The sequence below is a fragment of the Chitinophaga agrisoli genome (genome assembly GCF_008386695.1).
Classification (GTDB): Bacteria; Bacteroidota; Bacteroidia; order Chitinophagales; family Chitinophagaceae; genus Chitinophaga; species Chitinophaga agrisoli.
On sequence record NZ_VUOC01000003.1, the window covers coordinates 658,964 to 684,063 of the forward strand.

The following is a 25,100-nucleotide window of genomic DNA, read 5'->3' on the forward strand; positions in this document are numbered from 1 at the left end:
TAGCATGAAGCGATTATTTTTAGCGATCTGCTGTACCGCCTGCGTGGCCGTGGCACATGGACAAAGCCTGGTAAGTGGCGTCATCAGCGGAGCAGAGGGCAAACGCCTGTACCTGTTTGACGATTCAGACAATGAGCCGGACGACTCCACCGTACTAAAAGGCGGCAAGTTCAGCTTTAATATAAAAGCCAAAGGAGAACCTTCCGTACACGCGCTGATCCTGGAAGGGGTAGACCAGCCCCTGTTGTTCATACCGGGCAGCGCTCCCCAGGAGATAACAGCTACCGCCGCTCAATATCCCATTGCCAGCACTGTCAAAGGCAATGACGATACCAAAGCAATGCAGGAATACCAGATAGCTTTTCAGCCGCTGATACAGCGGGCCAAAGCACTGAATACCGAAGCTGCCACCATTTCCGGTACGGACGAGCCGGCCAAGGACGCCTTCCGTAAAAAAGCCTCCCTGTTCAGCGATGATGTGGTAAAAGTGGGTAAATCCTTTGTACAGCAGCATCCCAAAGCGCTGGCCAGCCTCTGGATGCTGATCAACGAGCTGCGCCCCCGTCTGAACCTGGAAGAATTTGAGGCGCTGTTTGCTACTACCGATAAATCACTGCAAACCAGCAAATACGGGAAAAACGTAACAGAATACATCCGCCAGCAGCGTTTAAGCGGTATTGGCGTAATGGCAGACGACTTTTCCCAGGATGATGTGGATGGCAAAGCGATCAAGCTGTCCTCTTTCCGCGGCAAATATGTGCTGGTGGATTTCTGGGCCAGCTGGTGCGGGCCCTGCCGTCAGGAAAACCCGAACGTGGTAAAAGCCTTCAACCGTTTCAAAAGCAAGAACTTCACCATACTAAGTGTATCCCTGGATAATGATAAGTCCCGCTGGCTGCAGGCTATTAACCATGACGGCCTGTCCTGGACCCATGTATCCGATCTGCACGGCTGGGGTAATGAGGTGGCCGTACAGTACGGTATCCAATCCATTCCCGCCAATTTCCTGGTAGACCCGCAGGGCCGCATTATTGCGCGCAACCTCCGCGGCCCGGAACTGGAAGCCCGCTTAGGGGAAATCCTGAAATAATGTGCTAATGTGCAAATATGCTAATGTGCTGATGATAATGGAATTAAACCATTAAACGTCAGCACATTTATAGTTTAGATATCCGCTTGCATTACATTAGCACATTAGCATATTTGCACATCAGCACATTAGCCCGCCGTTTATCACAATCAGGTTGACTTTCCCTACCTGTTTTACCAAATTTGTTATTACAATAAAGTAAAAAGGAGCTAATTTTTTATGAAGAGAGCTATACTGGCTGCCGTGTTACTATCGCCGGCAGTTTTGTTTGCGCAGGGTGAAAAGCCTTTTACTATCCATGGAACAGTAGCGCAGGTGCAAAAGCAGGCAAAGGTTTATCTGAAAGTAAAGAAAGGCGATGACGCCATGCTGGACAGCGCCGAAGTAAAGGATGGAAAATTCATTTTCAAAGGAACCATTAAAGAGCCCTCCATGGCCAGCCTGATGATGGTGATAACGGACCCTCAGCCGGATTTCCCCAGGGGCATGAAACAGGATATCTTACCGTTGTTCCTCGATAAAGGCGATATTACCATTACCGCCCAGGATTCTGTAAAAAACGCCGTGGTAAAAGGCTCAGCCGCTAATGACGCTTACCTGCAGCTGGATGGCATGCTCAAAGATATAGGCACCCAGAAGAGGGACCTGCAGAAAGCATACCGCCAGCTCTATATGGCCAAGGACGAAGAAGGCATGAAACGCCTGGAACCTAAGTTTGATGAACTGGAGGCCCAGGAAAAAAAGATCACCCGCGATTACCTGGCTAAATATCCCGCATCTCCCATCGCCATGTTTGCGCTTAACCAATATGCCGGTTATGAGATCAACCCTACGGATGTAGAGCCGGTATTCAAAAAGCTGGATAAAAAGATCAGGAATTCCGAATCCGGTAAGGCATTTGCCACCCGCCTGGAAGCTGCTAAGAAAACAGCCATCGGCCAGCCGGCCCTGGACTTTTCGCAAACAGATGCCACCGGTAACGCGATTAGCCTGGCATCCTTTAAAGGCAAATACGTGCTGGTAGATTTCTGGGCAAGCTGGTGCGGCCCCTGCCGGGCAGAAAATCCCAATGTGGTAAGGGCTTACAGCAAGTACAAGGCAAAAGGATTTGAGATCCTGGGCGTTTCCCTGGATGATAAAAAGGAGAAATGGCTGGCAGCCATACAGGCGGATAACCTGGCCTGGACCCACGTATCTGACCTGAAAGGCTGGAAGAACGCGGCAGCGGAGTTGTACAGCATACGGGCCATTCCACAGAACCTTCTCATTGACCCACAGGGCAGGATCGTAGCCAAGAACCTGCGCGGCGAAGCCCTGGAAACCAAACTGAGCGAGGTAATGCAGCCACAGTAAGTTCTTAAACGGATCATTATAAATAAGCGCTGAATACTTTTAATGGTGTTCAGCGTTTTTTTTGAGGGCGATACCCGGTCGCTTGGCCGGCATGTTTTAAAATATCTTCTTTCTGCCCCGCTCCGCGCTCAATGCCTTCATTTACAGGCGCTAACCCTTTACATTCCTCCACCAGGGAAAATATTTTCTTATTTCTATTACGAATTATTCGTAGATTTACGAAAAGATCGTAACTTAGTATCGTAAACAATATCAATCTATGGAAAAGCTCACGCAGCAGGAAGAAGCTGCCATGCAAGCCGTATGGCAGAAAGGCGCGGGGATCGTAAAGGATTTCCTGGAAGCGCATGCCGCGCCCGTGCCCCCTTACACTACCCTGGCCTCCACGATCAAGAACCTGGAGAAAAAGGGCTACCTGCAAAGCCGTAAGACCGGCAACGTATATGAGTATACGCCTGTGATAGCGGAAGAGGAGTACAAGAAAAAGTTCATGAACGGTTTTGTACAAAGCTATTTCGAGAACTCCTACAAAGCCCTGGTGACCTTCTTTGCCAAAGAAAAGAAGATCAGCCCGGAGGAGCTGAAAGAGATCATTAAAATGATAGAGCATAACGATCCTAAATAACTGATGATATGCCGGCATTGCTGATATACCTGTTAAAGGCCAATATAGCGCTCTCCCTGTTTTACCTGGCTTACCGCCTGGGTTTAAGGAGGCTTACTTTTTATGTGCTGAACCGTTTTTTCCTGATGGGGGGTATCCTGTTCTCGTCTGTATTCCCGTTGGTGGACGTGAATGAGCTGTTTGCAAGGCACCAGGAGGTAACTGTTTATGTACTGGATCTGAGCTTGCTGCAGGCAAAGGATCCGGGTATTACCATCTGGCATGTGCTGGTATACATCTTTTGGGCAGGCGTAACGGTAATGGGCATCCGTTTTTTAATGCAATTATTATCCCTTTGGCGTTTGCATCGTAGCGCCAATACGGGCGCTATACGGCAGCAGCCGGTAAAGATGCTGCAACAGCCGGTAACGCCTTTTTCCTTTTTCCGGAATATCTATATCAATCCATCCCTGCACCAACCTACGGAGTTGGATGCCATCCTGCTCCATGAGCAGGTGCACGTAAGGGAATGGCATACGCTCGATGTGCTGGCGGCAGAGCTCAATAATATCTTCTATTGGTTTAATCCCGGGGCCTGGCTCATGCGCACTGCTGTACGGGAGAACCTGGAGTTTATTACAGACCGCCGTATGCTGCAGCAGGGCGTAGATCCAAAAGCTTATCAATACAATCTTATAAAAGTAAGTGGAATTCCATATGCGACGGCCATCGCAAACAACTTCAATTTCTCACATCTGAAAAACAGAATTAAAATGATGAACCAGCAACGTTCCGCTAAATATAATATCGTCCGGTACCTGGTACTGGGCAGCGTGGTGGCTGCAGCGCTTTTATCGCTTAATTACAGCCGCGCCGCTTACAATCGCCAGGCGGGTATCAGTCCTGTTAAAAATTCCGTAGCGCCGGCAAAACAGGCCATCGAAGCAGTAGCGGCAACCGCACCTGCTGCGGCTAGTGGCGCCACAACAGCAGTACCATTTATTAACGTCACCGGCGTAGTTATGGATACTATACCCGTGCCACCGCCACCACCACCGCCTGTACCGCCAGCTAAAACGCCTCCTCCTCCGCCGCCTGTGCCTCCCGTACCAGGAACTAAGATGCCGCCGCCACCACCTCCTCCTAATCCTCCTGTTCCGCCCGCAAAAATAGTATTAGCAGAAGGCATGTATAAGGGCCTGTTGTTTGTTGACGATGTAGCGGTATCTCCAGACAAGATCAATACCATCGACCAGGCCAACATTGAATACATGAACGTAGTAAAAGGCGAGGATGCGATACGGCAGTTCGGTGACAAGGGTAAGGATGGCGTTATTTTTCTCTATACAAAAAAAGGAGGTAAAAGGGACGGTAAGAACATACATTTCGATTATAAATTCCAGTATGATACCGCTACCAGCATACAGTCCAGGGAAGACAAAAATTTCCGGTACAAATACGATACCGCTGTTAGTGTGAAGGTGCAAAATAATGCGAATGTCAAGACTGCTATAAGTGTGAAGAATAACGCAAACCCCCAGGTAAAGGTCAGCAATAATGTTAACGCTGATGTAAAAACAAAGACGGATGTAAAGGTCAATACCAATGTTGATGATCAGGCGCAGGCAAGTCCCCGGCCAATAATGATACGGGATAACATCAGTTTTGATACCACAAACGCGCCGCTGTACGTGATAAATGGTAAGGTGGCCACTGGTACACAACTGACCGCGTTGGACAAACATAAAATTGCATCCATCAGCGTGATCAAGGATGCTGCTGCTGTTGCTTTATACGGTTCAAGGGGCGCCAAAGGTGTCATCCTCATAACCACTAAAGATGCGGCCGCTACGAAACAACAACCGTGATCTCATCATCCATAGCTATATAACCATTTACTATTTATCCCTTACGCAACGGAAGCCCAGATTCATTAAACCCGATGTAGGCGTTGTTTTCATACGCGCCGTTACCCGGTAACCGCTGCAATACTCGTCACTGCACATAAAGGACCCGCCCCTGATCACCCGCTTGGGCGCCAGAGGTTCTGCGGGGTCAAAACCTTTGGCCGGCCCCTGGGGATTGTGTGCAGTGGCGGGTATATGGTGGTAGTACTCCGCATCATACCAGTCCGCGCACCATTCCCATACATTGCCAGACATATCATATAACCCATAACCATTAGGCGCGAATGACCGTACCGGCGCCACGCCATAAAAACCATCTGTTTTTGTATTCTGATAGGGGAAATGCCCGTTCCAGGTATTGGCCTTGGGTTTGCCTGCTGTTAGCTCCTCGTTGCCCCAGGGATACAGCTGGCCGGCCAAACCACCCCTTGCGGCATATTCCCACTCTGCTTCTGTAGGCAGGCGTTTACCCGCCCATTTGGCGTATGCCTGTGCATCATCCCAGGAGATATGTATGGCCGGATATTGTTCCTTTCCGTCGATGTTGCTGGCAGGCCCTTCCGGATGCCGCCAGCTGGCGCCGGCTACAAAGGCCCACCATTGTGATACATCATCCAGCGGTACGGCATGGTCCGGTGGGGAAAACACCAGCGATCCCGCTTGCAGCAGGCTGCTATCCGGCTCCGGTGAGCCAGCAGGCAGCTCCTTCATCAGCTCTTCCATGCTAATGGGCTTTTCTGCCGTAGTCACATAGCCGGTGGCAGTAACAAAAACAGTGAATTCGGCATTGGTCACCTCATGCTCATCCATGAAGAAACTGTCTACCCGTACCTTATGCTTTGGCTGTTCATCTTCCCGGGTCTGGCTATCATCTGTGCCCATATCAAACTCGCCGCCAGGTATCATGACCATCCGGTTCAGGCTATCTGCCACAGCGGTATGGGCCGCTGTACTGTCTGTAGCCACAGGCCGTTGCGTGGTGTTGTTACAGGCGCTTATCAGCCCCGCAGACAGCAGCAGCCAGGTAAAATGACGTTGATTCATGACCTCAAAATACATAATGAAGCATTAACGGCCGCCGTTAACAATTAAATAATAATTATTTTAAATAAACTATTGTAAACTGCGCCCTTATGCAACCGTTTACCGCACCATTCAGCCGTCATGATTTTGGGGATGATTTTCTGTGGGGGGTGACTATTGCTGCTTTTCAGAATGAAGGCGCACATGACAAAGACGGCAGGGGCAGATCTATCTGGGATGAATTCACACAACGTAAAGGCAAGATCAAGGATGGCAGTAATGCGTTCATAGCCACAGACTTCTATCACCGCTACCCACAGGACCTGCTGCTGGCAAAGATGATGGGATTCAGCGTTTTCCGTTTCTCTATTTCATGGACACGTATACTGCCTAAAGGCACGGGCGAGGTAAACCTGGCCGGCATTTCCTTTTATCACCGGCTGATAGACGCCTGCCTGGAGCTGGGCCTTACGCCTTATATCACCCTTTATCACTGGGATTTGCCCCATGCGCTCGAAAAAAAAGGTGGCTGGTGCCACCGCGGGGTGGTGTTTGCATTTGAAGAATACGTACGTATTGTAGTAAACGAGTATGGCGATAAGGTAAAACACTGGATCGTGCTCAACGAGCCCTTTGGCTTTACCTCGCTGGGGTATATGCTGGGCGTACATGCACCCGGGAAATTCGGCCTGTCTTACTTCCTGCCGGCCGTGCATCACGTAGTGCTGGCGCAGGCCGCAGGCGCCCGGGTAATAAGGGACGAGGTACGGGATGCTGTAATAGGCACTACGTACTCCTGTTCTCACATCATCCCTTACACACAGAATGAACAGGACCTGCTGGCTGCCCGTAAAGCAGACGCCCTCTTTAACCGCATGTTCCTGGAGCCGGCCCTGGGCTTAGGGTACCCCGTGCATGATATGCCGCTGCTGAAAAGGATAGAGCGGCGGTATGCGCTATGGCGGGACTGGGATAACATGACCTTCGATTTTGATTTTATCGGCATACAAACCTATTTCCCCCTGGTAGTGCGCTACAACGCCTTTATGCCGGTGGTAAGCGTTTCTGAAGTAAAGCCAAGATCCCGTAAAGTGCCGGTTACCGGCCTGGGCTGGGAGATAAGCGCCACAGGCATGTATGCCATGTTAAAACAATTTGGCGCTTACCGGGGCGTGCGCAGGCTCATCGTTACAGAAAGCGGCGCCGCCTTTAACGATATGCCGGTAGATGGCCGTATACAGGATAAGGAGCGTATCGGCTATTTTACAGAATACCTGGGCGCCGTACTGCAGGCCCAAAAGGAAGGCGTACCGGTAGATGGGTATTTTGTATGGACCCTCACAGATAACTTCGAATGGGCAGAAGGATACCGCGCCCGTTTTGGCCTGGTACATGTAGATTTCTCCACACAGATCCGCACTATTAAGGATTCCGGCTACTGGTTCAAGACCTTGTTAAATAACGAAGGATGAAGCATGGTGTTTGCTTCATCCCTCATTCTTCATTGTTCGCTGTACTTTTGACGGATTACCATCCGCTATTCTGACCTATATTCGGGTTAATGGATCTTTCGCTTTGCGGAATAGCCCAGAGGTAGTCACGACCAGGTTTGAATACGCGTGTTTCCACGAGTATATGTTTCCCATAATCATTCCTGCTCTTGAAAAAGTTATTCAGTATACCATATACCGGGCCGTTCATCACGGTCTCTGCAATCTTCCAGCGGCGTATATCAAACAGGCGGTTATCTTCTACGGCAAATTCAGCCCTTCTTTCCCTTCTTACTGCATCACGGAGCGCCGTTTGTGTAGGCGCGGTAGCAGCGGTTACCTGCGGCATCATCACACCCGGCCTTTGCCTTACACGGTTAATAGCATCGTACACGCTCTGGTCTATCTGGTTCAGCTCGATCTTAGCCTCCGCATAAGTAAGCAGCACTTCTGCAAAACGTATCAGCACAATATCGTTGGACGAGTTGCGGTCCCAGTCGCCTGCAATATCACTGGGTATATATTTCTTGTAATAATACCCGGTAAAGGATGCGTTGTTTTTGCTGATGCAGTCAATGGAAGTAGTATCCGTATACTTGATAGGGATATTGTTCACCACATCGCCGGGCAGTATTACTACATAACCCAAACGCGGGTCGCGGTTCTTGAAAGGTTGTGATGGATCATACACGGTGGATTGGGTGATGGGTTTACCATCGGTAGCTTCAAACGCATCTACCAGTGCCTGTGTGGGTGTGAGCTCAGACCAGCCGCCTATAGAAGGACCGCCCATCCAGGTAGCCGTAGCATTAGGCAATGTGTTCTTTACATACTGTGCCACAAAGATCAGCTCTTTGCTTTGTTTGTTGGTACCGTCAAAAAGGCTGCGGTAATTGGGATCAATGATAAAATAATTCGCGTCAATCACCGCTTTGGCGGCTGTTGCTGCCTCCTGCCATTTGCCTTCATACAGCATAGTTCTGGCTTTTAAAGCCAGGGCAGCGCCCTTGGTAGCCCTGCCAAAATCAGATGACCCGTAAGAGGCGGGCAGCATATTGCTGACTGTATCCATCTCGGCGGCAATAAAAGTAGCTACTTCTGCACGCGGTGTACGGCTTACTTTAAATTCATCGATGGATTGTATATGTGTGATCAGGGGCACATCGCCATACATGCCTATCAGCTGCTGGTAAGCATAGGCGCGCACAAACCGGGCCTCTCCCCGGAGGCGGGTGCGCAGGCTGTCTGCCAGGTTGGGGACGCGGTCTACATTATCCAGTACATCGTTACAGGAAGCGATCATGCGGTAAAGATTCCGCCAGAAATTGCCGAATACGTTATTATCCGGTGTGGCGCTGCCATTGCCCACATACAGTACTTCACTGGGCCAGTTGCTCCAGGCGTAGCTATCATCGGTAGCGCCGGAAATGAACATACGGTTATCTACATCGCCTAACTGGCGGTAGCAGTTGTTCACGGCGTTAACGGCGTCTGCCTGGGTTTTCCAGTAATCGTCCCGGGATACGGAAGCCTGTGGCTGCTGATCCAGGAAATCTTTTTTACAGGCTGTAAATGATATACAGGCTGTTGCTATGATGAAGAGGGTGCTTAGTTTTTTCATGATTGCGTGCTTTTAGAATGCTACGTTTAAACCAAAAGTGTAGGTCCTTACCTGCGGATAGTACCGGCTGTCATTAGGCGCTTCCGGGTCTATATCGCTGGGCAGGCCAGAGAAGGTGAGCAGGTTCTGACCGCTTACATACAGGCGGCAACGGCTCAGTCCAATATGCTCTACCCATGCTTTGGGCAGCGTATAACCCAGCTGCACGCTCTTCAGGCGCAGATAGGCGCCGCTCTTAACCCAGAAGTCAGAAGAGGCATAGTTCTGAGAGGTGCTTACCAAACGGGGGAATGCAGCGCCTGTATTAGTAGGCGTCCAGCTGTCTTCATGAATAGCCTTGAAGTTGGCGTCTGAGTTAATAGGCGCCCTTTCCATTACTACGGTATGGATATCCACTTTGGCTACGCCCTGGAAGAAAGTGCTCAGGTCAAACCCTTTGTAATTAGCGCCCAGGGTAACGCCATAAGTATAGCGCGGTATGTTGCTGCCAATGTACACCATGTCTCCACCTACAGACGCATCGCCCGGTTTCACCGCTTTATCATTGTTCTGGTCTTTATATATCAGGTCGCCGGGGCCGGTAGTGCTGCCGGGTTGGGGAGCATGATTGTTTACCTGGTCCTGGCTTTGGTAAATGCCCTCTGTCTGGTAGCCGTAGAAAGCGCCAATAGGCTGGCCTTTTACGCGGGCGCTGTAAATACCATTATTGTCTGCGGATACCAGGTCGCCGCCTTTCATATCCAGGATCTTGTTCCGTACGTCTGACAGGTTAGCGCCAACATTAAAGTTGAATTCCTTGCCGATCTTGCCATGATAGTTAGCGGCAAATTCCCAGCCGGTGTTACGCACCTTGCCGGCATTCTGCACAGGAGCGTCCAGACCTACAGTATAGGGGATACGCAGGTTCAGCAGAATGTCGTAAGTGGTCTTCTGGTAATAGTCAAATGTAATATCCAGGTTTTTCAGGATCGTAGCGTCCAGACCTATATCCGTCATGCGGGTGGTTTCCCAGGTAAGCCCGGAATTGGGATACACCGTAATACCTGATGCCGGGTACAGCACGCCGCCAAAGGCATAGCTGTTATAGGTGTAGGTAGATTGATAAGGGTAATTGATAGGGATGTTGATATTACCGCTTACGCTTTCAAAGCGGTCGTTACCCAGTTCGCCCCAGGAGCCTCTCAGTTTCAGGTTATCAATAAAGGTAACGCTCTTCATAAAGTCTTCGCCGGTAATGCGCCATCCTGCGGAGAACGATGGGAACCAGCCCCATTTCTGGTTTTCCGCAAAACGGGAAGAGCCATCCCTTCTGATATTGGCTTCAAACAGGTATTTATCCCGGAAAGAGTAGTTTAACCTGCCAAAGAAAGAAACCAGGTTATAGGCGTCTGCGGTGCCTTTTGCCTGCTGGCCGGCAGCCGCGCCGGCATCGATCTGCTCAATGTTGCCATTAGGCAGGGTGTTGCGGTAACCGCTTAGCTCATCGTTGGTTTCAGATAACCGGCTGGCGCCGCCCATCAGCTTAAAGGAATGATGGCCCAGGTCTTTCTGGTATTCCAGTAAAGCCTGGTAGTTGCGGAACCAATAGCCCTGATATTCTTTTGTGACCTCGTTTTGGCCTTTTGTTACCGTATTCACATTGGCCGGGAAATCTGTAAAATAGGTGAGTGCTTTATTATGCATGCTGTTGTAAACGGAACGGTAGTTTATAGCAGCCATGCCGGTAGCAGTTAAGCCCTTTACAATTTCATAAGTGCCTTTGAAATTGCCGGTAAACAGATTGTTCTTATAGGTGTTCAGGCCGCCTTCATCCTGTAGGCGGATGGCATTCTGATCGCCACGCACCAGCGCCCAGGTGCCGTCTGAATATTTATTAACGTTCAGCGGGTTGGTAATGAACGCCTGGCCAAACTGGTACCATACGGAGCCGCCGGTGCCCTGCGGTTCCTGCTGGTCGCCAATACGGGTGGAGATGTCTGCGCTGAAGTTCAGTTTGTCTGTTACCTTAATATCCGTATTTAAACGTACCGTGATACGATTGTAATCCATATTCTTGATCAGGCCTTTCTGATCAAAATAGTTGGTGGAGAATTGGTACTTGATATTTTCTGTACCGCCGCCAACACCTATACTATGTGACTGTTGGAAACCGCTGCCGGTTAATATATCTTTTAACCAGTAGTTATCCGGGTATTGATCCTTGTTACGGTTGGGATCATCGTAAGCGGCGATCTGCGCGTCAGAGTACTGCGCGGAGGAACCAGAGTTCTCACGCATCAGGTTCACCAGTTTCATGAACTCCTGTGCACCTACAAATTTAGACAGGCGCGCCGGGTTCTGCCAGCCAAAGTAATTGGAATAGGTAACACGCGGTTTGCCGGTGCTGCCTCTTTTGGTAGTGATCAGGATCACGCCGTTGGCCGCGCGTACGCCATAAATAGAAGCCGCTGCGGCATCTTTCAGGATAGACATGGAGGCAATATCATTCGCGTCTACATCATTGATATCATACTGTACCCCATCTACCAGTACCAGCGGATCATTGTTATTAAGCGTACCTACACCGCGGATACGGATGCTGCTGGCATCCTTACCGGGCTGTCCGGAGGTTTGCTGTACCGTTACGCCGGATGCCACACCCTGCAGGGCGCTGGACACCTGGCCTACCGGTTTCCAGTTCACATCCGTACCGGACAAAGCGCTGATAGCGCCGGTCAGGTTCACCTTTTTCTGTGTGCCGTAACCTACTACCACCACTTCATTCAGCCCTTTGGTATCGGGTGTCAGTTGTACATTTATTGTAGTTCGGTTAGCAATGGGTTCTTCCTGTTTTACATAGCCCAGGTAAGAGAACTCCAGGATGCCATTACCATCTGGTACCTGCAGGGTATAATTACCGTTTGGATCCGTAGCGGCGCCGGTGCCGGTGCCTTTCAGGAGTACGGTGGCGCCGGGAATAGGCAGGCCTTTATCATCCGTTACTTTCCCCTTCACAACAATCTCCTGTACACGGGGACTGTAGACCGTACCGCCCAGGTTCAGCGGTTCAAAATTGGCATTATTACCGTCACCGGCTTGCTCCGGCGGCGTTTCGTCCTTGCTGTAAATAATATAGAAGCTGTCCCTGACCTTTTTATACTTCAGGTCATTTGCATTAGTTAATGATTCCAGCGCAGATTCCAGGGAACCATGGCTGTCCATAACGGTGGTAGTAAGCGGCTTTTTTTCAAGCTGGCTCTTGTAGAGGAAGGAAACGCCGTATTTTACTTCCAGCTCGCTCAGCACGTTTTTCAGTAACTTTTTCTTTGCATTAGGTGCAGACTGGGCCTGCCGGCTTGCGGCTGCCATATCCTGCGCATAGGTGGACTGCCCGCTAAAACAAGCCAAACCAACGGCCGTGAGGAAGGGCATAAAGTACCTGTTCATAATACTTTTTGGTTGAGTGTGTGATGAATGTTTACGAGTTATTGACGATGATTCTTTTCGATGTTCACTGTTGTTTCCTGCCTGGTGATCTTCAGGTCAAAGAGCTGCGACAGCCCCTCCAGCAGCATATCTGCATTCTGGCTGGGCACGGTGCCCGAAAATTGTTGATGAAGTAGTGACGTGTCTTTTACTATTACTTGTATACCATATGTCTCTTGCAGGATCCGGGTTACCTCTCCCAGATCTGTATTGTGGAACTCCAGTTTATGATTCTTCCAGGAAGCGTATTGTGCTGCGTTGATATTCTTTTTTTCGTAGTGGGATGTTTGCTCTTTATATTCCACCAGGTCCCCCGGCTGCATGACCACCGGTTGTGCCATAACCGCGGCATGGCTGCTGCTCAGCCGTACCTTGCCGGTATTCAGCACCACCTGCATACGGTCCTCGCGATCCAGTACATTAAAGGTGGTACCCAGTACCTCCACGTTGATACGGTGCGTGGTATGCACAAGGAAACGTTGGTGGGCAACGGGTTTTACATCAAAAAAGGCCTCGCCTTCTATCCATATTTCGCGATTATTGCCCGCCCCCCAGTGTTTATTGTATTTTAAGGTACTGTTGCCATTCAGCGTCACCACAGATTGATCTGGCAGGGTAACCGCCCTTACCTCGCCATAGGCCGTGGTATAGGTAACGGTATTACTGCGCAGGTGCAGTTGCCAGGCGCCAATACAAAAAGCTATCGCGCCGGTAACCACAGCGGCCGCCTTTAAAGGCATGCTTAACCACCGGCGCCTGGGCCTTAAAGCATATTGTTGCAACTCCAGCTCCTGCGTGGTAGCCAGGATACGCTGGTAGATTTCTTCAGAATGCGGGGTGCGCGCAGCGGCGGTATCGGGCTGCTCCAGGTCTTCCTGCAGGGAAGCGGCCAGGTAAGCACGTCCTTCCTCTGTAGCCAGCCAGTCCAGCACCTGCCGGTATTCCGCGGGCGTGCATTGATGTTGAAAGAATTTAGCTAATAAAGCCGGGTCTATGGATCGCATGGAATAACAACTCCTTTACAAGTACTACACCTGGAAAAGACGGAAGTATTAGTGCCCCGGAAAAAAAATATTTACAGGAAAATACGGATGATGATAAGCAGGAGGGTACCGTTAAATATTTTAAGGTAATGTTTCAGCAGCTGGCTGGCCTGGGAGAACTGCAATTTTACGGTATGGATGGAGATACCCAGCCTGGTGGCCACCTGGGCATTGCTAAGGCCTTCTATGGTCCTTAGTTTAAAGATATCCTTCTTACGGGGAGAAAGCTGTTCTATAGCCTGCTCCATGACCTTTTTATAGTCGTTGAACAGCACGGCGGATTCCGGCTCCTCATGCCAGGCAGGGGCCTGGTAGGAAAGATTGTACTGTTTGATAAGCGCCCGTTTATGATCGCGGATCAGGTTCAGTATATGGTATTTCAGGCATTTAAAAAGGAAGTTCCGCACGCCCTGGGCAGGATCCAGCTGCTGCCGGTTCACCCACAGCTTAACAAATACCTCATGTACCGCATCTTCCGCCAGCACAGTATCTTTCAGGTATTTACAGGCCACCCCGTATAACAACTGGTGATATATGGCATATAATTCCCGGAAAGCAACGTGGTCACCGGATTGCAGTTGCATTGTCAATAGCTGTTCCTTATCTGCACCATGTACAGGCACTATTTCCCCCTTCTGTTTACTTGTTATGATACGAGTAGAATGCTGTGTATCAGCCAACTACTAAGGTAGGGAACATAGGAGATCAGACTAATGGTAACTTACCCATTACTATTGCTTTTTTAACCCGGCTGGGGCCAGGATCAATCATATACCCTGCGTATGAACCAGATATCCTTCAGGGAGAAATGGAACACCGCACTCACATAATTCTCTTTTATCAGGTTATTGGCAGTGGTGCCGCGCTGTCCTACCTCTACGCCCAGATAATACCGCAGGGAGCCGTTGCGGCTGGGCAGGGAGACGCCAATGGTGCCGGCAACGTCTTTGATCTGCTGCCCTTGCACCAGCAGGTAGGATTTGTTATAGGAGAAACCGGCCTGTAGTACCATGCCCTCTACTATGCCATTATAATAGTGCCGTTTAAAGGAGTATTCCAGACCGCCGGCATAACGCTCCGCGTCCGTTAGCTTGTAGGTGGTCTGACCGGGGTTCAGCCCCTGCCACAGCTGTTTCTTGTAGTCCGCCACCACGGTAACATTACCCTTGCCTACAGACAGGCCGCCACCATATTCCTGCGGAAGGGTAAAGCGCTGGGTGCCCAGGTCGTCCTTGAATAAGACCTGCTCGTTCGAGTTCACTACATTGATGGTATGCTGGAACCGCATATCCGTTTTAAAGCGGTAGGTAGCGCCCAGACCTATCTCCCAACCTTTTATCCGGCCCTGGTATTGCAGGCCGGTATTAAAGTTCACGTTATACGCATAACGGCGGTCTTGTGTAGAAACGGTGTCGTTGCCCAGTGTTTCGGTGGCATTGATCGGCCCAAACAGGAAAGCGGAAGATACGCCTATTGAAAAGTTTTTGGTAAGCCTTATGCCATTGGAGATGTATACCCGGTTAATACCGCCGGTACCTTCTGTTACGGCGTCTACTGATTGTCCGGTGCCCTCTACAAAGCGCTGGTTCAGTGTTTTATAATCCACCGTGCTGTAAGGGGTAAGCCCGGCGCTTACGCCCCAGCGGCTATTTACCTTAAAGCCAACGGCCAGTCTTTTTAAATTCACATCGCCCGCGTTCTGGCTAAGGTTTTCGCCCTTATAACTTACTGTGGTTCCCCGCAGCGATACGTCGAACATAAAGTTCTGTTTGGGAATAGCGCTATAGGAGGCCGGGTTCAGCTCATTCATATAGAACAGGGAAGGGCGTGCAATACCTGCGCTGCCTAGTCCGTAGTTACGGCTATAATCACGGCTTTCAATATCGCCCACGCCAAAGGCGGAGTAAAGGGAATTAATGCCTTTGCCGTTTTGCGCTTTTGATTCCTGTACGCACAGTAACAGCAACAAGCCACAGACGCCGGTATATTTATATTGTTTAATTCGGATCATTAATATTGATTTATTATGCATTCACTTACCGCAGACAACGCTGTTTAATTACTGGTTCTGGTACAGGAGGTAATATACCTGCACTTTCGCCCTGTATTTCTGTTTAGTATCACCCAGTACCAGCCTATTAAAGTTCGTCAGGGCATCGCCCCGGGTAGGCGTTATCATGAGCCCGTAATTGTTCGCTGCTACGCTGGCAATATTGTTAATGACGTAATGCGTAATATCGTAGGTGTAGTTGGTATTTAAATAATACTGTTTGTCAATAACAAGATTGCCATACTGGATACCGGCGGTAGGAGAAGTAACGGTATCCACCACATTGTTCTTCTGGTCCGTCTCGCAGATAGTTACCCGGGGAGGCAGCGCATACGGCGTTTCGTAAGTGCCGGCTACCGGCTGCAGGATAAGCGTGGCGCGCATTACCTTAAAGAATTTGCCTAAGGAGGCCAGTCCCTTAAGACCCGGCATATCAATACGGGTAACAATGCGGCTCAGGTATTGTACAAAGCCCTGGTTATTGGTCTGTGTGCTGGGAAGGCTTTTGGTACTGCCATTCAGTGCCGCCAGCACAGTACCGGTGCGATCCGCAGATACCTGGTTAAATTGCAGGTTGGGATTGTACATCGGCATATCCAGGTGCCTGTCTGAAATGATAGGTTCATTAATATGGTAATGCACCCGCAGCATAACGCTTGTATCACCGGTAAAGAAGCCCATGATATTGGCGCTGTTGGCGCCCGGTTTAAGGGCCAGGCCCCGGTAATATTGGAGGAAGTTAGCCTGTGTGGATACCTCCGGCGCCTTGTTCTTGAAAAGCTGGAATAAGGTATTGCCAAAACTGTTCTCCAGTTTAACACGTACTGTGGTATCTATATTAGGAAAGTTCCTTGGCTGCTGAAAATTGCCCAGGGACTGGCTTCCCGTAAGGAAATTGCTGTTATTGTAAAGCGCAAAGCCATTGTTGGCCGGTTGTATGGTTTCCAGCACCTCGTACACCCCAAAGTCCTGGGCGGAGGTCGTATCCCCGTATACCTGCCGGTTAGGTTTCAGTACCAGCTCTATGGAGTCATACCGGGAGCTCTCATTCTGCACATCTGTCAGGGTACCCTGGGGCAGCTGCAACTGGAAAAAGCTGCTGGCCGTTATCTTCCCAAAATAGGGATCCTGGTGGCGGCCACATACTATAATACCATCGCCGGAAGTAGGGATAGAATCCAGCTGAACGGTCTGCATATCAATGGTTAGCGTATCAGTGAGGATGTAGTTGGAGGGCTGGTTGCCATCCGTAAGATCGTAGGTAAAACCGTTCTTATCGCAAGCACTGTTAAGAGCTGCCAATAGTATGGCAACCCCTATTTTTAAGTAGGCATGGGCGCACCCGGAACGGCAAAAGATGTTGTTCATGAGGCGCAATTTTAGCCACGCCGCCTACTTTCCATTGATTTAATATGCCAACAGCGTTTTTTTATCGATGAATCCGCATTCCCGCTCTTTATATAGCCCCATGGTCCGGAACAGGGGGTAATAGGCCAAACAAAGCAACTGGCAGATGAAATACCCCCTTTTATCCGCTAAAAGGCCAGATATATCTATTTTATATTTATGCTAATACAACGGCGGATAATTTTGGCAGCTATAAAAATTATAAAATGCTAATGCGTTATTCAACAGGTTTTTGTTTGCTGATGTCCCTGGCCTGGATGGGGTGTTCGAAAAGTAGCGATGATACTACAACTGTAGGAAACTGGATGCACAAAGTAGATTTTAAAGGAGTTGCCCGCAGCGAAGCGGTTAGCTTTTCTATCAACGATACAGCTTTTGTTGGCACCGGCTACGACGGTACCAACCGTTTAAAGGATTTCTTCTCCTACGATGCTGACAAAAATACCTGGACACAAAGGGCCTCCCTACCTGATGCTGCCCCCGGCCGCATGAGCGGTGTTGCATTTGCCGTAAATGGTAAAGGTTATACCGGTACCGGTACCAACGGTATTGATAAATACAAAGACTTTTATGAATACGATCCGGCCACTAACGCATGGACCGCTATTACAGATTTCCCCGGCACCGCCCGTTATGACGCCGTAGGTTTTGCCGTAAGCGGTAACGGCTACGTATCCACCGGCTATGATGGCAACTGGCTCAATGATACCTGGAAGTTTAACCCTGGTAGCAAATCCTGGTCAGAAGCCGGCGATGTGCCCAACTCCAAACGTTCCGCCGCGGTAGCTTTTGTGATCGGCGATTCTGCCTACATCGTAACCGGCAGCTCCAACACCCAAACCGTAAACGAAATGTCCCGGTTAGATGGTAAGAGTTCCCTGTGGGCGCCCAAACGTCCTGTTACCAACGTAAGCGACGATTCTTATGATGATGATTATACCAGCATAGAAGGTACTAACGGCGCCGCTTTTGTAATGAATAACAAAGGATACCTGGTTACCACCGCCAATACTGTATGGGAATATGACCCCATACAGGATCTGTGGACCCTGAAGCAGCCTATGGAAAGTGGTACCTCCCGTTCCGGAGCTGTAGGTTTTACCATCAAGAACAAGGGTTTCATTACTACAGGCGCCAGCGGAGCCATACAGCTCAGCGATACCTGGCAGTTTGATCCCCTGGCTGATCTGATCAAAAATGACTAAGAGAAAACGTAATATCATATTGCAGAGCGTGGTGTTGTTGCTGGGATGTATTGCATTTACAATCAGTTGCACACACTCGCCTAAGTTAAAAACAACCGCAATGCAGGACAGCATTGCGGTTGTTACTTTTGAAACAGCCGCCGGCGGATGGGGATATGCCATCAATATTGGCAATCGCCCGTTTATTTACCAGGATATCATTCCCGCCCGGCCCGGCCGGGAACCCTTCCATACCAGGGAGGATGCCCAGCGTGTAGGTAACCTGGTGGCTGGCAAGATCCGGAACAAAGAATTACCTACCCTCACCACAGAAGAATTGGTCAAAATAGGTATCCGGTAGTTCACCGCCAGTTCATGCCTGTTCACCGCCAACTTAAGGTCTGTTAACAAAAATTAACAGATAGTTAACCCTATTCTACTGTATGTTTACCCCGCTTTTTTCAGGCGGTATGATCAATTTTAAAAATATTTACAGGAACCGGCTTTTTATCATTGGCTTGCATGTGATCGCATGGACATGTTTCCTGTTATTCCCCTTTTTTATATATCGCCTGCGCATCCTCCATCCGTGGTTCTTCATGCGTGAGATCGTGGATAACCTGTTCCTTATAGGCGTATTTTACCTGAACATATATGTGCTGATCCCCCGCTTCTTCACCCTCAAGAAGATCGTGTATTATTTTGGCTGCGTGCTGCTGGTGATCCTCTTTATCACCATACAGCAGGCCATGATGGACCACTATTTTATGCGGTATATGGCCCGGCACCGGTCAGAATTTACGTTACCCGCCTTACCAGGCATACCGCCGGGGGCAGTGGCAGATAGCACCGGAAAAGTAACTTTTGTGTCGCCTCGCACGTTTATCCGTTACCGCGCCATGACGCTGGGAGATAGGGGATATTACGCACAAAGGCCGGTAGCCGTAGCAGGCCGCCCTTTTCCGCCAGGGGCATATGTAAGGGATTCTATCCTCACGCCCTCCGGTATGATGGTGACCCTGGGCCCGCCTCCCTTCTGGCAACGCCTGCTGTTTCCGGAAGTGTTGCGTAAGTCCGTACTGGCCGCCTTGTTAATGTTGCTGATGAGCGGGTTTATCAAAATTGCCCAGGAATGGTTTAAAAGTGAACAGCAACGGGAAGCGCTTAAAGTGGAAAAATTACATGCGGAGTTAAAATTTTTAAAGTCGCAGATCAATCCTCACTTCCTGTTTAACTGTCTTAATACCATCTATTCGCTGGCGCATAAACATTCCGCGCAGACAGAGCACGCCATCGTGAAACTGTCTACCATCATGCGGTACATGATCTATGAGTCCAACGAAGACCTGGTACAGCTGCAGCACGAGTTGCAATATCTCAGGGATTATATTGATATACAAAGGCTTAGATTGCCTGCCGGTATACAGGTGGATTATGAGGAGCATGGTTTACCGGACGGTTTGTGGATAGAGCCTATGCTGCTGATCCCCTTTGTGGAAAATGCGTTTAAGCATGGCATCAGTTATACGGACCATTCCTTTATCAGCATCCTGATCACCATAGAGCAGCAGGTGGTACGGCTGGTAGTAAAGAACAGCCTGTTCCCGCAACGGGTGGCAGAGCAGGGGGGGATAGGGCTGCAGAACGTATTAAAAAGACTGGAATTGCTATATACCAACAAGCACGAAGTAAGCATCACGGAAAGTGAGCACCAATTTATTGCTGATCTTAAAATAGTGTTGAAAAATGATTAAGTGTATTGCAGTGGACGATGAACCATTGGCACTGGAGATCATCACTGACTTTGCCCGCAAAGTTCCCTTTCTCTCATTGGTGCAGACCTTTGAGAATGCCGCAGAAGCTATGCGTTTCCTCCAGGATGAAAAGGTGGACCTGGTTTTCCTGGATATTAAAATGCCGGATATCAATGGCATCCAGTTCCTGAAATCCCTCAAATACCCACCCCTGGTGATCTTTACCACCGCTTACGGAGAGTATGCCCTGGACGGCTTTGACCTGGATGTGGTGGATTACCTGCTGAAACCCATCCCATTTGACCGTTTCCTGCGCGCTGCTACCAAAGCCCAGGAATATATGGCCGTTACCCAACAGAAAAACGGCGACAACGGTCATGTGAACGACTACATTTTTATCAAGACAGAATACAAGATCATCAAGATCAACCTGGAAGATATCCTGTTTATAGAAGCATTAAAGGACTATACAAAGATCTATACACCTTATCAGCCAGTGCTTACCCTGCGCAGCCTGAAATCATTTGAGACCCGTCTGCCGGCGGATAAGTTCATCCGTGTGCACCGCTCTTACCTGGTGTCGCTGAATAAGATCAACTCTGTAGAGAAAAATACGGTAATGATCGCCAATCAATCCATCCCGATCAGTGATGGATACCGGGAGCGGTTTTATGAAGTGATCACCCGCAACTCCTGATCATTTCATCGATCTTATCCATTCCCGCACTAATTCCACTCCTTCTTTATGCGTTAGCTTACGGCTAAGTTCAGGCATCATAATGCCCGGATCTGTAGAGGCCATCCTGTAAATAAGGATAGACTTTTCCGGATGGCCGGGCACAATATCAAACTGCAGGTCTGCCGCACCGCGGCCAGCTGCTACCGGCGGTTTATTGATACCAATTTTGGTGGGGTCTTTTTCGCTGGCCAGCAGGAACAGGCCGGAGGTTTTACCCGGACCATCCGGTTTATGGCAGTGGGCGCAATTGATCTCCAGCCAGGTACGAGCGCGGGCTTCGAGGCTTCCGGTGGTTGGGTCATTCCATACCGGCGCCCTGGGCGCATGGGCTACATCATCCAGCCCGCTAAGGATACCAGCTTTGATCCAGTGTTGCAATTGGTTTTCTGTACCCCCGGCATAATGGAAATCTCCGTTCATTTGCCGGGCCGTAGGGCCTATAGGGGTCATTACCTCGTTGGTATTATGGCAGCCCTTGCACTGGTTCAGGTTGGGCACTATATAATCAAAACTTACAGTACGCCCATGGTGGTCAATGAACTGCACGGGCTTACGGTCGCCTGCTACCTCCAGGGTCGCTTCTGTTTGTTCGTCATTCCAGATGTATACCAGTGCTTTCCAGCCCTCGGCCGTATGAGTGAGCAAACGGGTCTCCATCAGCCGCCTTCCTTTTTCCGGGGCCCTGAAATCCTTTGGGTAGTAGAAGGTCTTAATAAGCGTAGCGCCTACGGGGAAGTGCATCACATTCACACTGTCGTACGTAATAACGCTGTCCGGCGGTAGCTGTATAAAGCGCAGCTTTTCCGCATAGTCAGAGAACAGGGGCGTATTCAGCTGGTAAGGCATAATGCCGCTTACAGGCGTCTGATCCGCCATATTACCGCTAAAGAAGCCGTATTCAGACAGGTGCTCTTTGGGCGCCGGGCTTCCCGTGCGGGAGGCTAATAGGGCGATCGTCAGGCCCAATAATAAGGTGATACCGGTTATAATACGAATAATACGCTGCATGGTCAATCTCCGCTTTTTACCGTAGTGGTGGTGGTAACAGGGTTGCTGCAATTATACAGCTCCGCGTCACGTGATACGTTTTTGAATTTATTGCCTGCATCCAGGTTAGCAAAGGATGCATTCTTGTTATCCGCTATGCAAATGCGGTATTCCGGTTTATACTGGCCGCTGGCATCCGTCCAGTCTTTATTAAGGATCCCGTCATAAAAGATATGCGGCACATTTTTGCCAAAGCCCAGCTTAAATTTAAACATCAGCCCTATGCGCCCTTTCCCCTGGAACTTTACATGGTCCCGGATATAATCGTTATCATGTATATACACGGTGGCAGGGTAGGGGGTATAAGTGGAGTCCTTAATAGGGTTCTCCGTCATAAAATAGCTGATAATGGCGGTGCCCGCGCTGTTATTATAATGGATCTTATTATTGAATACCTCTACATGGTTGGTGGCCAGTATCATAACCCCGGTGCCGGCTGGCACCTTAGCTACCGTATTACCTTTGGGAGCAAAATTGGGGAAATTGTTATGATGGATATTGTTGTTAAACACCTTTACATAACCGCCTTTTTTCTGCACCAGGTCCGGCAGATCAAACACCAGTATACCGCCGGTATTTTCAGTGGCTTCATTGTCGTATACCTCCGCATGCAGGGAGTTCTCGATCTCAATACCGGCCACATTGTTTTTGGCCAGGCAATTGCGCACCACAATATCCTTTGACTGGCCTACATACAGTCCGGCGTCAGAGGCCCCGATAGCAGTGCAGCTGTCTATCAGCACCTGCTGGCATTGTACGGGATACAGGCCATAAGCGCCGTTTTCTTTAGCCGGTGTGCCGGTCCATTCTACTTTTACCTGTTTAAAGGTAATGCCGGTTACATTCATGGTTTTAATACCATCCCCCTTTGTGTCCTGTACTGTCAGATCGCGGATAATAATATCCTGTGCATTGGACACGCGCAGGCCTTCCGCACCTTCTGATTGTCCTTTAAAATTGAGGATGGTCTTATCCATACCGGCGCCTTTAATAAGCACTTTTTTCTTGCCTTCCAGGGAAAGGGTAGAGGAGAGCTGGTAACGGCCGGCGGGCAATTCGATCACACTGCCGTCTTCTGCCATGATAAGCTGGCGCTGTAGCTGTTTTTGTATGTCCTGTTGGGCATAAATGGGCGTTTGGCAAATTGTTATCGCGCCCAGGGTTAGGAGGATGCATATGCGCATAGAACGTGGATTTTAGGGCCTGTTTAAATTTACGGAAAAAACTGGTAGGAAACGTGGGGGAGGGGAGTGAAATGACTAAATAGCTATTTAATAAGTGAGACTATTTTTATGTTGATTATCAATGTATAGTGAGAGTGATCTGAAAATGTTTATCTAAAGTTTGACTAAGTTCGTCTAACTAATTAGCCATCTGCCAACCTGAAATCGACAATTTCCTCTATAAGCCCACCCCGGCTTTGCTGATTTAATTTAGCTTTTATCATAACATAAGCGCCTCCCTGTTCATGGGCTTTGATAGCGACCTGGTATTGCTCAGCATTAAGATTTGCCCTTGCTCGAACAATATCTGTTTCAATTAACAAAGCAAAAACCACTTCTCCGGAACGCCGGCCGTCCGCGCCAATGTCTCCATTCAAGGCTTCAACTGTCCCGTAAAATGTATCTTTGATCTCCTTCCTTTGGGGCGTAAAATACTCTTTCAGTTCTTCTAATTTTCCTCTGTAGGAAAAAGGAAAGGCAATTCTACCGGGAACTTCTGGTTTGGGAGTATTAAGTAAAGATGCTTTACTCCAATTGAAGATCAATTCAAATGGAAGCTCGCGTTCTTTATCAAATATTTTTAGTAATGAATCACAAAAATTATAGCTGATAATAGGCCTTTCAGAAGCTGATTGTCTTTGATATAATCCAGCTATTGTATTTGAATCTATAGTTTCAATGATTTCCTTGGAAGCTGTGCTTATAAGTTCCACGGTCTGCCGGCCCATTGGCTTGGTGGATTGGTCCGGGAACAGCTTGTCCAACATATTTACCGGCTCAAATGGGATAGAAACTTTAATTATAAAACTTCCTTCCTGGGTATGTCTGAATTTTGTTTTCTTTATAAGCTCCTGGGGTTCGGTCCTATTTAATTTGGGATGATAAGTTTTGGGATTGACCACAGAACTTGCTGCAGACAATAGCATTTGCCGTGTAGCGGCAATAGCTTCAAAGGCTTCTTCAAACGAAATTGAATTTACTACTTTGCTTTCCGAATAGTATCGCAAACTAATCACGTCGTCATTGACCTCTCTTATTTCTTCGGCAACTTCTGTAAGATTTTTTCGATAATAATCGGAAAGCCTTTTCAATGTCTGCAACGCCATTTCTGGATAGTGAGGAACATCTGAGTCTTTTGAAAAGATCAATTGCGTATTGTCGCCATTAGGGCTATTAAGCACAAAAAGACCATCTTTTAAGGCTTCCCTTATAAGTTGCCACCCCAAACTTTGGGCGTAGTCCCGGATCTCTATGGATGAAACGTCGACCTTCTCCATATTATATAGGTCTTTTATAACCAGGTATATTCTTGTTTACTGCTAAATTAGCTAATCTCACTAATTCTGTAGGCGTTAACAGGTGATTTCTTGGCAAATAAATAGTCTGTCCATGCTCATTATTTGTTCTTTCCGCGCCATACAGGTTCACCCAATAGGCACAATTTTTTAGGACAAGTTCATCTTTAGAACAATTTAGCCAGGAGGAAGGATCAGGTGGCAAAAAAAGGACAACTAAAATTTTGTAACACATGCTGTCGTCAGTCCTCAACTTATCGTATCTACGGGTCCCTTGAAAGAAATATGAGACATAGTCTGGCTGCGTGCCAGGATCACCTATCGTAGCCTTTAATTGAATATTGAGCTGCACATGTTTGATATATGGATGCTCAGTCACGCCCCAAAAACTAATTTCTGCATCTATTCCATGGGCATCGTCATGCCTGTCGCCCATTTTACAGCTCATTCCCGCTTTTCCCGCTATAGCGTGTAAAAATGCGTAGCTGAGCTCCGATTCTACATTTTGTAAGGTTAAACTCATAGAATAGCCTGTCTATTTTTCAGGATGGTTTTGAAGATTTTCGTTTTGCAGTGGGTTATAACATCTAGCAGGAATAGCTACCTAAAGAGGGACTATAAACAAAAAGGCCCATCATTAACCTAAGCAGGGTATCCTGCCACGCTCCGGGAGCGACTTTCAATTGTAACAGACCGTCGCGAAAATAATGCATCCTTTTCGGACAAAAAAAAATCTCTCGCCTATTAATCAAATAAACTCACACACCATCAATTTGAAACAGATAATAACATATCCTAAAAACAA

Annotated in this window: 20 protein-coding genes; 9 read left to right on the top strand and 11 right to left on the bottom strand. The window is 48.7% G+C overall.

Annotated elements, in window-relative coordinates:
* Positions 1-4: 4 nt before the first annotated feature.
* The 4 genes from F0L74_RS18070 to F0L74_RS18085 all read left to right on the top strand — a co-directional run bounded on the left by F0L74_RS18070 (position 5) and on the right by F0L74_RS18085 (position 4,915).
* The gene (locus tag F0L74_RS18070) at positions 5-1,090 is read left to right on the top strand and encodes a TlpA disulfide reductase family protein (protein WP_149839279.1); all 1,086 of its coding nucleotides are present in this window, start codon (positions 5-7) and stop codon (positions 1,088-1,090) included.
* Positions 1,091-1,309: 219 nt separating this feature from the next.
* Entirely contained in the window at positions 1,310-2,443 is a 1,134-nt protein-coding gene (locus F0L74_RS18075; protein ID WP_149839280.1) for a TlpA disulfide reductase family protein, read from the top strand.
* Between the two features lie 259 nt (positions 2,444-2,702).
* The gene (locus F0L74_RS18080) at positions 2,703-3,068 is read left to right on the top strand and encodes a BlaI/MecI/CopY family transcriptional regulator (RefSeq protein WP_149839281.1); all 366 of its coding nucleotides are present in this window, start codon (positions 2,703-2,705) and stop codon (positions 3,066-3,068) included.
* An 8-nt stretch (positions 3,069-3,076) separates the two neighbouring features.
* Complete coding sequence (locus tag F0L74_RS18085) at positions 3,077-4,915, top strand: M56 family metallopeptidase (RefSeq protein WP_149839282.1); 1,839 nt, start codon at positions 3,077-3,079, stop codon at positions 4,913-4,915.
* A gap of 30 nt (positions 4,916-4,945) precedes the next feature.
* Here F0L74_RS18085 and F0L74_RS18090 read toward each other — a convergent pair whose 3' ends face one another.
* Positions 4,946-5,998, bottom strand: coding sequence for a formylglycine-generating enzyme family protein (locus F0L74_RS18090; RefSeq protein ID WP_213087010.1), 1,053 nt, complete (start codon positions 5,996-5,998; stop codon positions 4,946-4,948).
* Positions 5,999-6,087: 89 nt separating this feature from the next.
* On the opposite strand from F0L74_RS18090, the gene F0L74_RS18095 reads away from it, so the two are divergent.
* Positions 6,088-7,449 (top strand): GH1 family beta-glucosidase, encoded by a 1,362-nt coding sequence (locus F0L74_RS18095; protein ID WP_149839284.1) that lies wholly within the window; start codon positions 6,088-6,090, stop codon positions 7,447-7,449.
* A gap of 55 nt (positions 7,450-7,504) precedes the next feature.
* Here the strand turns inward: F0L74_RS18095 and F0L74_RS18100 are convergent, their stop codons facing one another.
* From F0L74_RS18100 to F0L74_RS18125, 6 genes are all read right to left on the bottom strand, one after another.
* Positions 7,505-9,088, bottom strand: a complete 1,584-nt coding sequence (locus F0L74_RS18100) for a RagB/SusD family nutrient uptake outer membrane protein (protein ID WP_149839285.1) — start codon at positions 9,086-9,088, stop codon at positions 7,505-7,507.
* A 12-nt stretch (positions 9,089-9,100) separates the two neighbouring features.
* Positions 9,101-12,514 (bottom strand): SusC/RagA family TonB-linked outer membrane protein, encoded by a 3,414-nt coding sequence (locus F0L74_RS18105; RefSeq protein WP_149839286.1) that lies wholly within the window; start codon positions 12,512-12,514, stop codon positions 9,101-9,103.
* 38 nt (positions 12,515-12,552) lie between these two features.
* Positions 12,553-13,557 (bottom strand): FecR family protein, encoded by a 1,005-nt coding sequence (locus tag F0L74_RS18110; RefSeq protein ID WP_149839287.1) that lies wholly within the window; start codon positions 13,555-13,557, stop codon positions 12,553-12,555.
* 71 nt (positions 13,558-13,628) lie between these two features.
* On the bottom strand, positions 13,629-14,180 hold the full coding sequence (locus F0L74_RS18115; protein WP_149839288.1) for an RNA polymerase sigma factor: 552 nt from the start codon (positions 14,178-14,180) through the stop codon (positions 13,629-13,631).
* A gap of 179 nt (positions 14,181-14,359) precedes the next feature.
* A complete protein-coding gene (gene bamG, locus F0L74_RS18120) occupies positions 14,360-15,607 on the bottom strand; it encodes a BamG family beta-barrel-assembly machinery protein (protein WP_149839289.1) in 1,248 nt (415 codons plus the stop codon).
* 48 nt (positions 15,608-15,655) lie between these two features.
* A complete protein-coding gene (locus F0L74_RS18125; RefSeq protein WP_149839290.1) occupies positions 15,656-17,014 on the bottom strand; it encodes a DUF4270 family protein in 1,359 nt (452 codons plus the stop codon).
* Between the two features lie 344 nt (positions 17,015-17,358).
* On the opposite strand from F0L74_RS18125, the gene F0L74_RS18130 reads away from it, so the two are divergent.
* From F0L74_RS18130 to F0L74_RS18145, 4 genes are all read left to right on the top strand, one after another.
* Positions 17,359-18,258, top strand: a complete 900-nt coding sequence (locus tag F0L74_RS18130; protein ID WP_188316055.1) for a Kelch repeat-containing protein — start codon at positions 17,359-17,361, stop codon at positions 18,256-18,258.
* Between the two features lie 100 nt (positions 18,259-18,358).
* A complete protein-coding gene (locus tag F0L74_RS18135; RefSeq protein ID WP_188316056.1) occupies positions 18,359-18,598 on the top strand; it encodes a DUF4907 domain-containing protein in 240 nt (79 codons plus the stop codon).
* 109 nt (positions 18,599-18,707) lie between these two features.
* Positions 18,708-19,991 carry a sensor histidine kinase gene (locus tag F0L74_RS18140; RefSeq protein ID WP_188316057.1) on the top strand — a complete coding sequence of 428 codons (1,284 nt, stop codon included), beginning with the start codon at positions 18,708-18,710 and terminating at the stop codon, positions 19,989-19,991.
* The gene (locus F0L74_RS18145; RefSeq protein ID WP_149839294.1) at positions 19,984-20,688 is read left to right on the top strand and encodes a LytR/AlgR family response regulator transcription factor; all 705 of its coding nucleotides are present in this window, start codon (positions 19,984-19,986) and stop codon (positions 20,686-20,688) included. The genes F0L74_RS18140 and F0L74_RS18145 overlap by 8 nt, the downstream gene beginning before the upstream one ends.
* On the opposite strand, the gene F0L74_RS18150 is transcribed toward F0L74_RS18145, so the two are convergent.
* The 4 genes from F0L74_RS18150 to F0L74_RS18165 form a co-directional block, all read right to left on the bottom strand.
* Positions 20,689-21,738, bottom strand: a complete 1,050-nt coding sequence (locus F0L74_RS18150) for an SO2930 family diheme c-type cytochrome (RefSeq protein ID WP_149839295.1) — start codon at positions 21,736-21,738, stop codon at positions 20,689-20,691.
* A gap of 2 nt (positions 21,739-21,740) precedes the next feature.
* The gene (locus F0L74_RS18155) at positions 21,741-22,961 is read right to left on the bottom strand and encodes a parallel beta-helix domain-containing protein (RefSeq protein WP_149839296.1); all 1,221 of its coding nucleotides are present in this window, start codon (positions 22,959-22,961) and stop codon (positions 21,741-21,743) included.
* Positions 22,962-23,143: 182 nt separating this feature from the next.
* Complete coding sequence (locus F0L74_RS18160) at positions 23,144-24,277, bottom strand: hypothetical protein (protein WP_149839297.1); 1,134 nt, start codon at positions 24,275-24,277, stop codon at positions 23,144-23,146.
* A gap of 1 nt (position 24,278) precedes the next feature.
* A complete protein-coding gene (locus F0L74_RS18165; protein WP_149839298.1) occupies positions 24,279-24,818 on the bottom strand; it encodes a DUF4365 domain-containing protein in 540 nt (179 codons plus the stop codon).
* Between the last annotated feature and the right edge of the window lie 282 nt (positions 24,819-25,100).

Coding starts and splice junctions, on each gene's coding strand:
- F0L74_RS18070 (WP_149839279.1), top strand. CDS start 5: ATGAAGCGATTATTTTTAGCGATCTGCTGTACCGCCTGCGTGGCCGTG.
- F0L74_RS18075 (WP_149839280.1), top strand. CDS start 1,310: ATGAAGAGAGCTATACTGGCTGCCGTGTTACTATCGCCGGCAGTTTTG.
- F0L74_RS18080 (WP_149839281.1), top strand. CDS start 2,703: ATGGAAAAGCTCACGCAGCAGGAAGAAGCTGCCATGCAAGCCGTATGG.
- F0L74_RS18085 (WP_149839282.1), top strand. CDS start 3,077: ATGCCGGCATTGCTGATATACCTGTTAAAGGCCAATATAGCGCTCTCC.
- F0L74_RS18090 (WP_213087010.1), bottom strand. CDS start 5,998: ATGAATCAACGTCATTTTACCTGGCTGCTGCTGTCTGCGGGGCTGATA.
- F0L74_RS18095 (WP_149839284.1), top strand. CDS start 6,088: ATGCAACCGTTTACCGCACCATTCAGCCGTCATGATTTTGGGGATGAT.
- F0L74_RS18100 (WP_149839285.1), bottom strand. CDS start 9,088: ATGAAAAAACTAAGCACCCTCTTCATCATAGCAACAGCCTGTATATCA.
- F0L74_RS18105 (WP_149839286.1), bottom strand. CDS start 12,514: ATGAACAGGTACTTTATGCCCTTCCTCACGGCCGTTGGTTTGGCTTGT.
- F0L74_RS18110 (WP_149839287.1), bottom strand. CDS start 13,557: ATGCGATCCATAGACCCGGCTTTATTAGCTAAATTCTTTCAACATCAA.
- F0L74_RS18115 (WP_149839288.1), bottom strand. CDS start 14,180: ATGCAACTGCAATCCGGTGACCACGTTGCTTTCCGGGAATTATATGCC.
- bamG (WP_149839289.1), bottom strand. CDS start 15,607: ATGATCCGAATTAAACAATATAAATATACCGGCGTCTGTGGCTTGTTG.
- F0L74_RS18125 (WP_149839290.1), bottom strand. CDS start 17,014: ATGAACAACATCTTTTGCCGTTCCGGGTGCGCCCATGCCTACTTAAAA.
- F0L74_RS18130 (WP_188316055.1), top strand. CDS start 17,359: ATGCACAAAGTAGATTTTAAAGGAGTTGCCCGCAGCGAAGCGGTTAGC.
- F0L74_RS18135 (WP_188316056.1), top strand. CDS start 18,359: ATGCAGGACAGCATTGCGGTTGTTACTTTTGAAACAGCCGCCGGCGGA.
- F0L74_RS18140 (WP_188316057.1), top strand. CDS start 18,708: ATGATCAATTTTAAAAATATTTACAGGAACCGGCTTTTTATCATTGGC.
- F0L74_RS18145 (WP_149839294.1), top strand. CDS start 19,984: ATGATTAAGTGTATTGCAGTGGACGATGAACCATTGGCACTGGAGATC.
- F0L74_RS18150 (WP_149839295.1), bottom strand. CDS start 21,738: ATGCAGCGTATTATTCGTATTATAACCGGTATCACCTTATTATTGGGC.
- F0L74_RS18155 (WP_149839296.1), bottom strand. CDS start 22,961: ATGCGCATATGCATCCTCCTAACCCTGGGCGCGATAACAATTTGCCAA.
- F0L74_RS18160 (WP_149839297.1), bottom strand. CDS start 24,277: ATGGAGAAGGTCGACGTTTCATCCATAGAGATCCGGGACTACGCCCAA.
- F0L74_RS18165 (WP_149839298.1), bottom strand. CDS start 24,818: ATGAGTTTAACCTTACAAAATGTAGAATCGGAGCTCAGCTACGCATTT.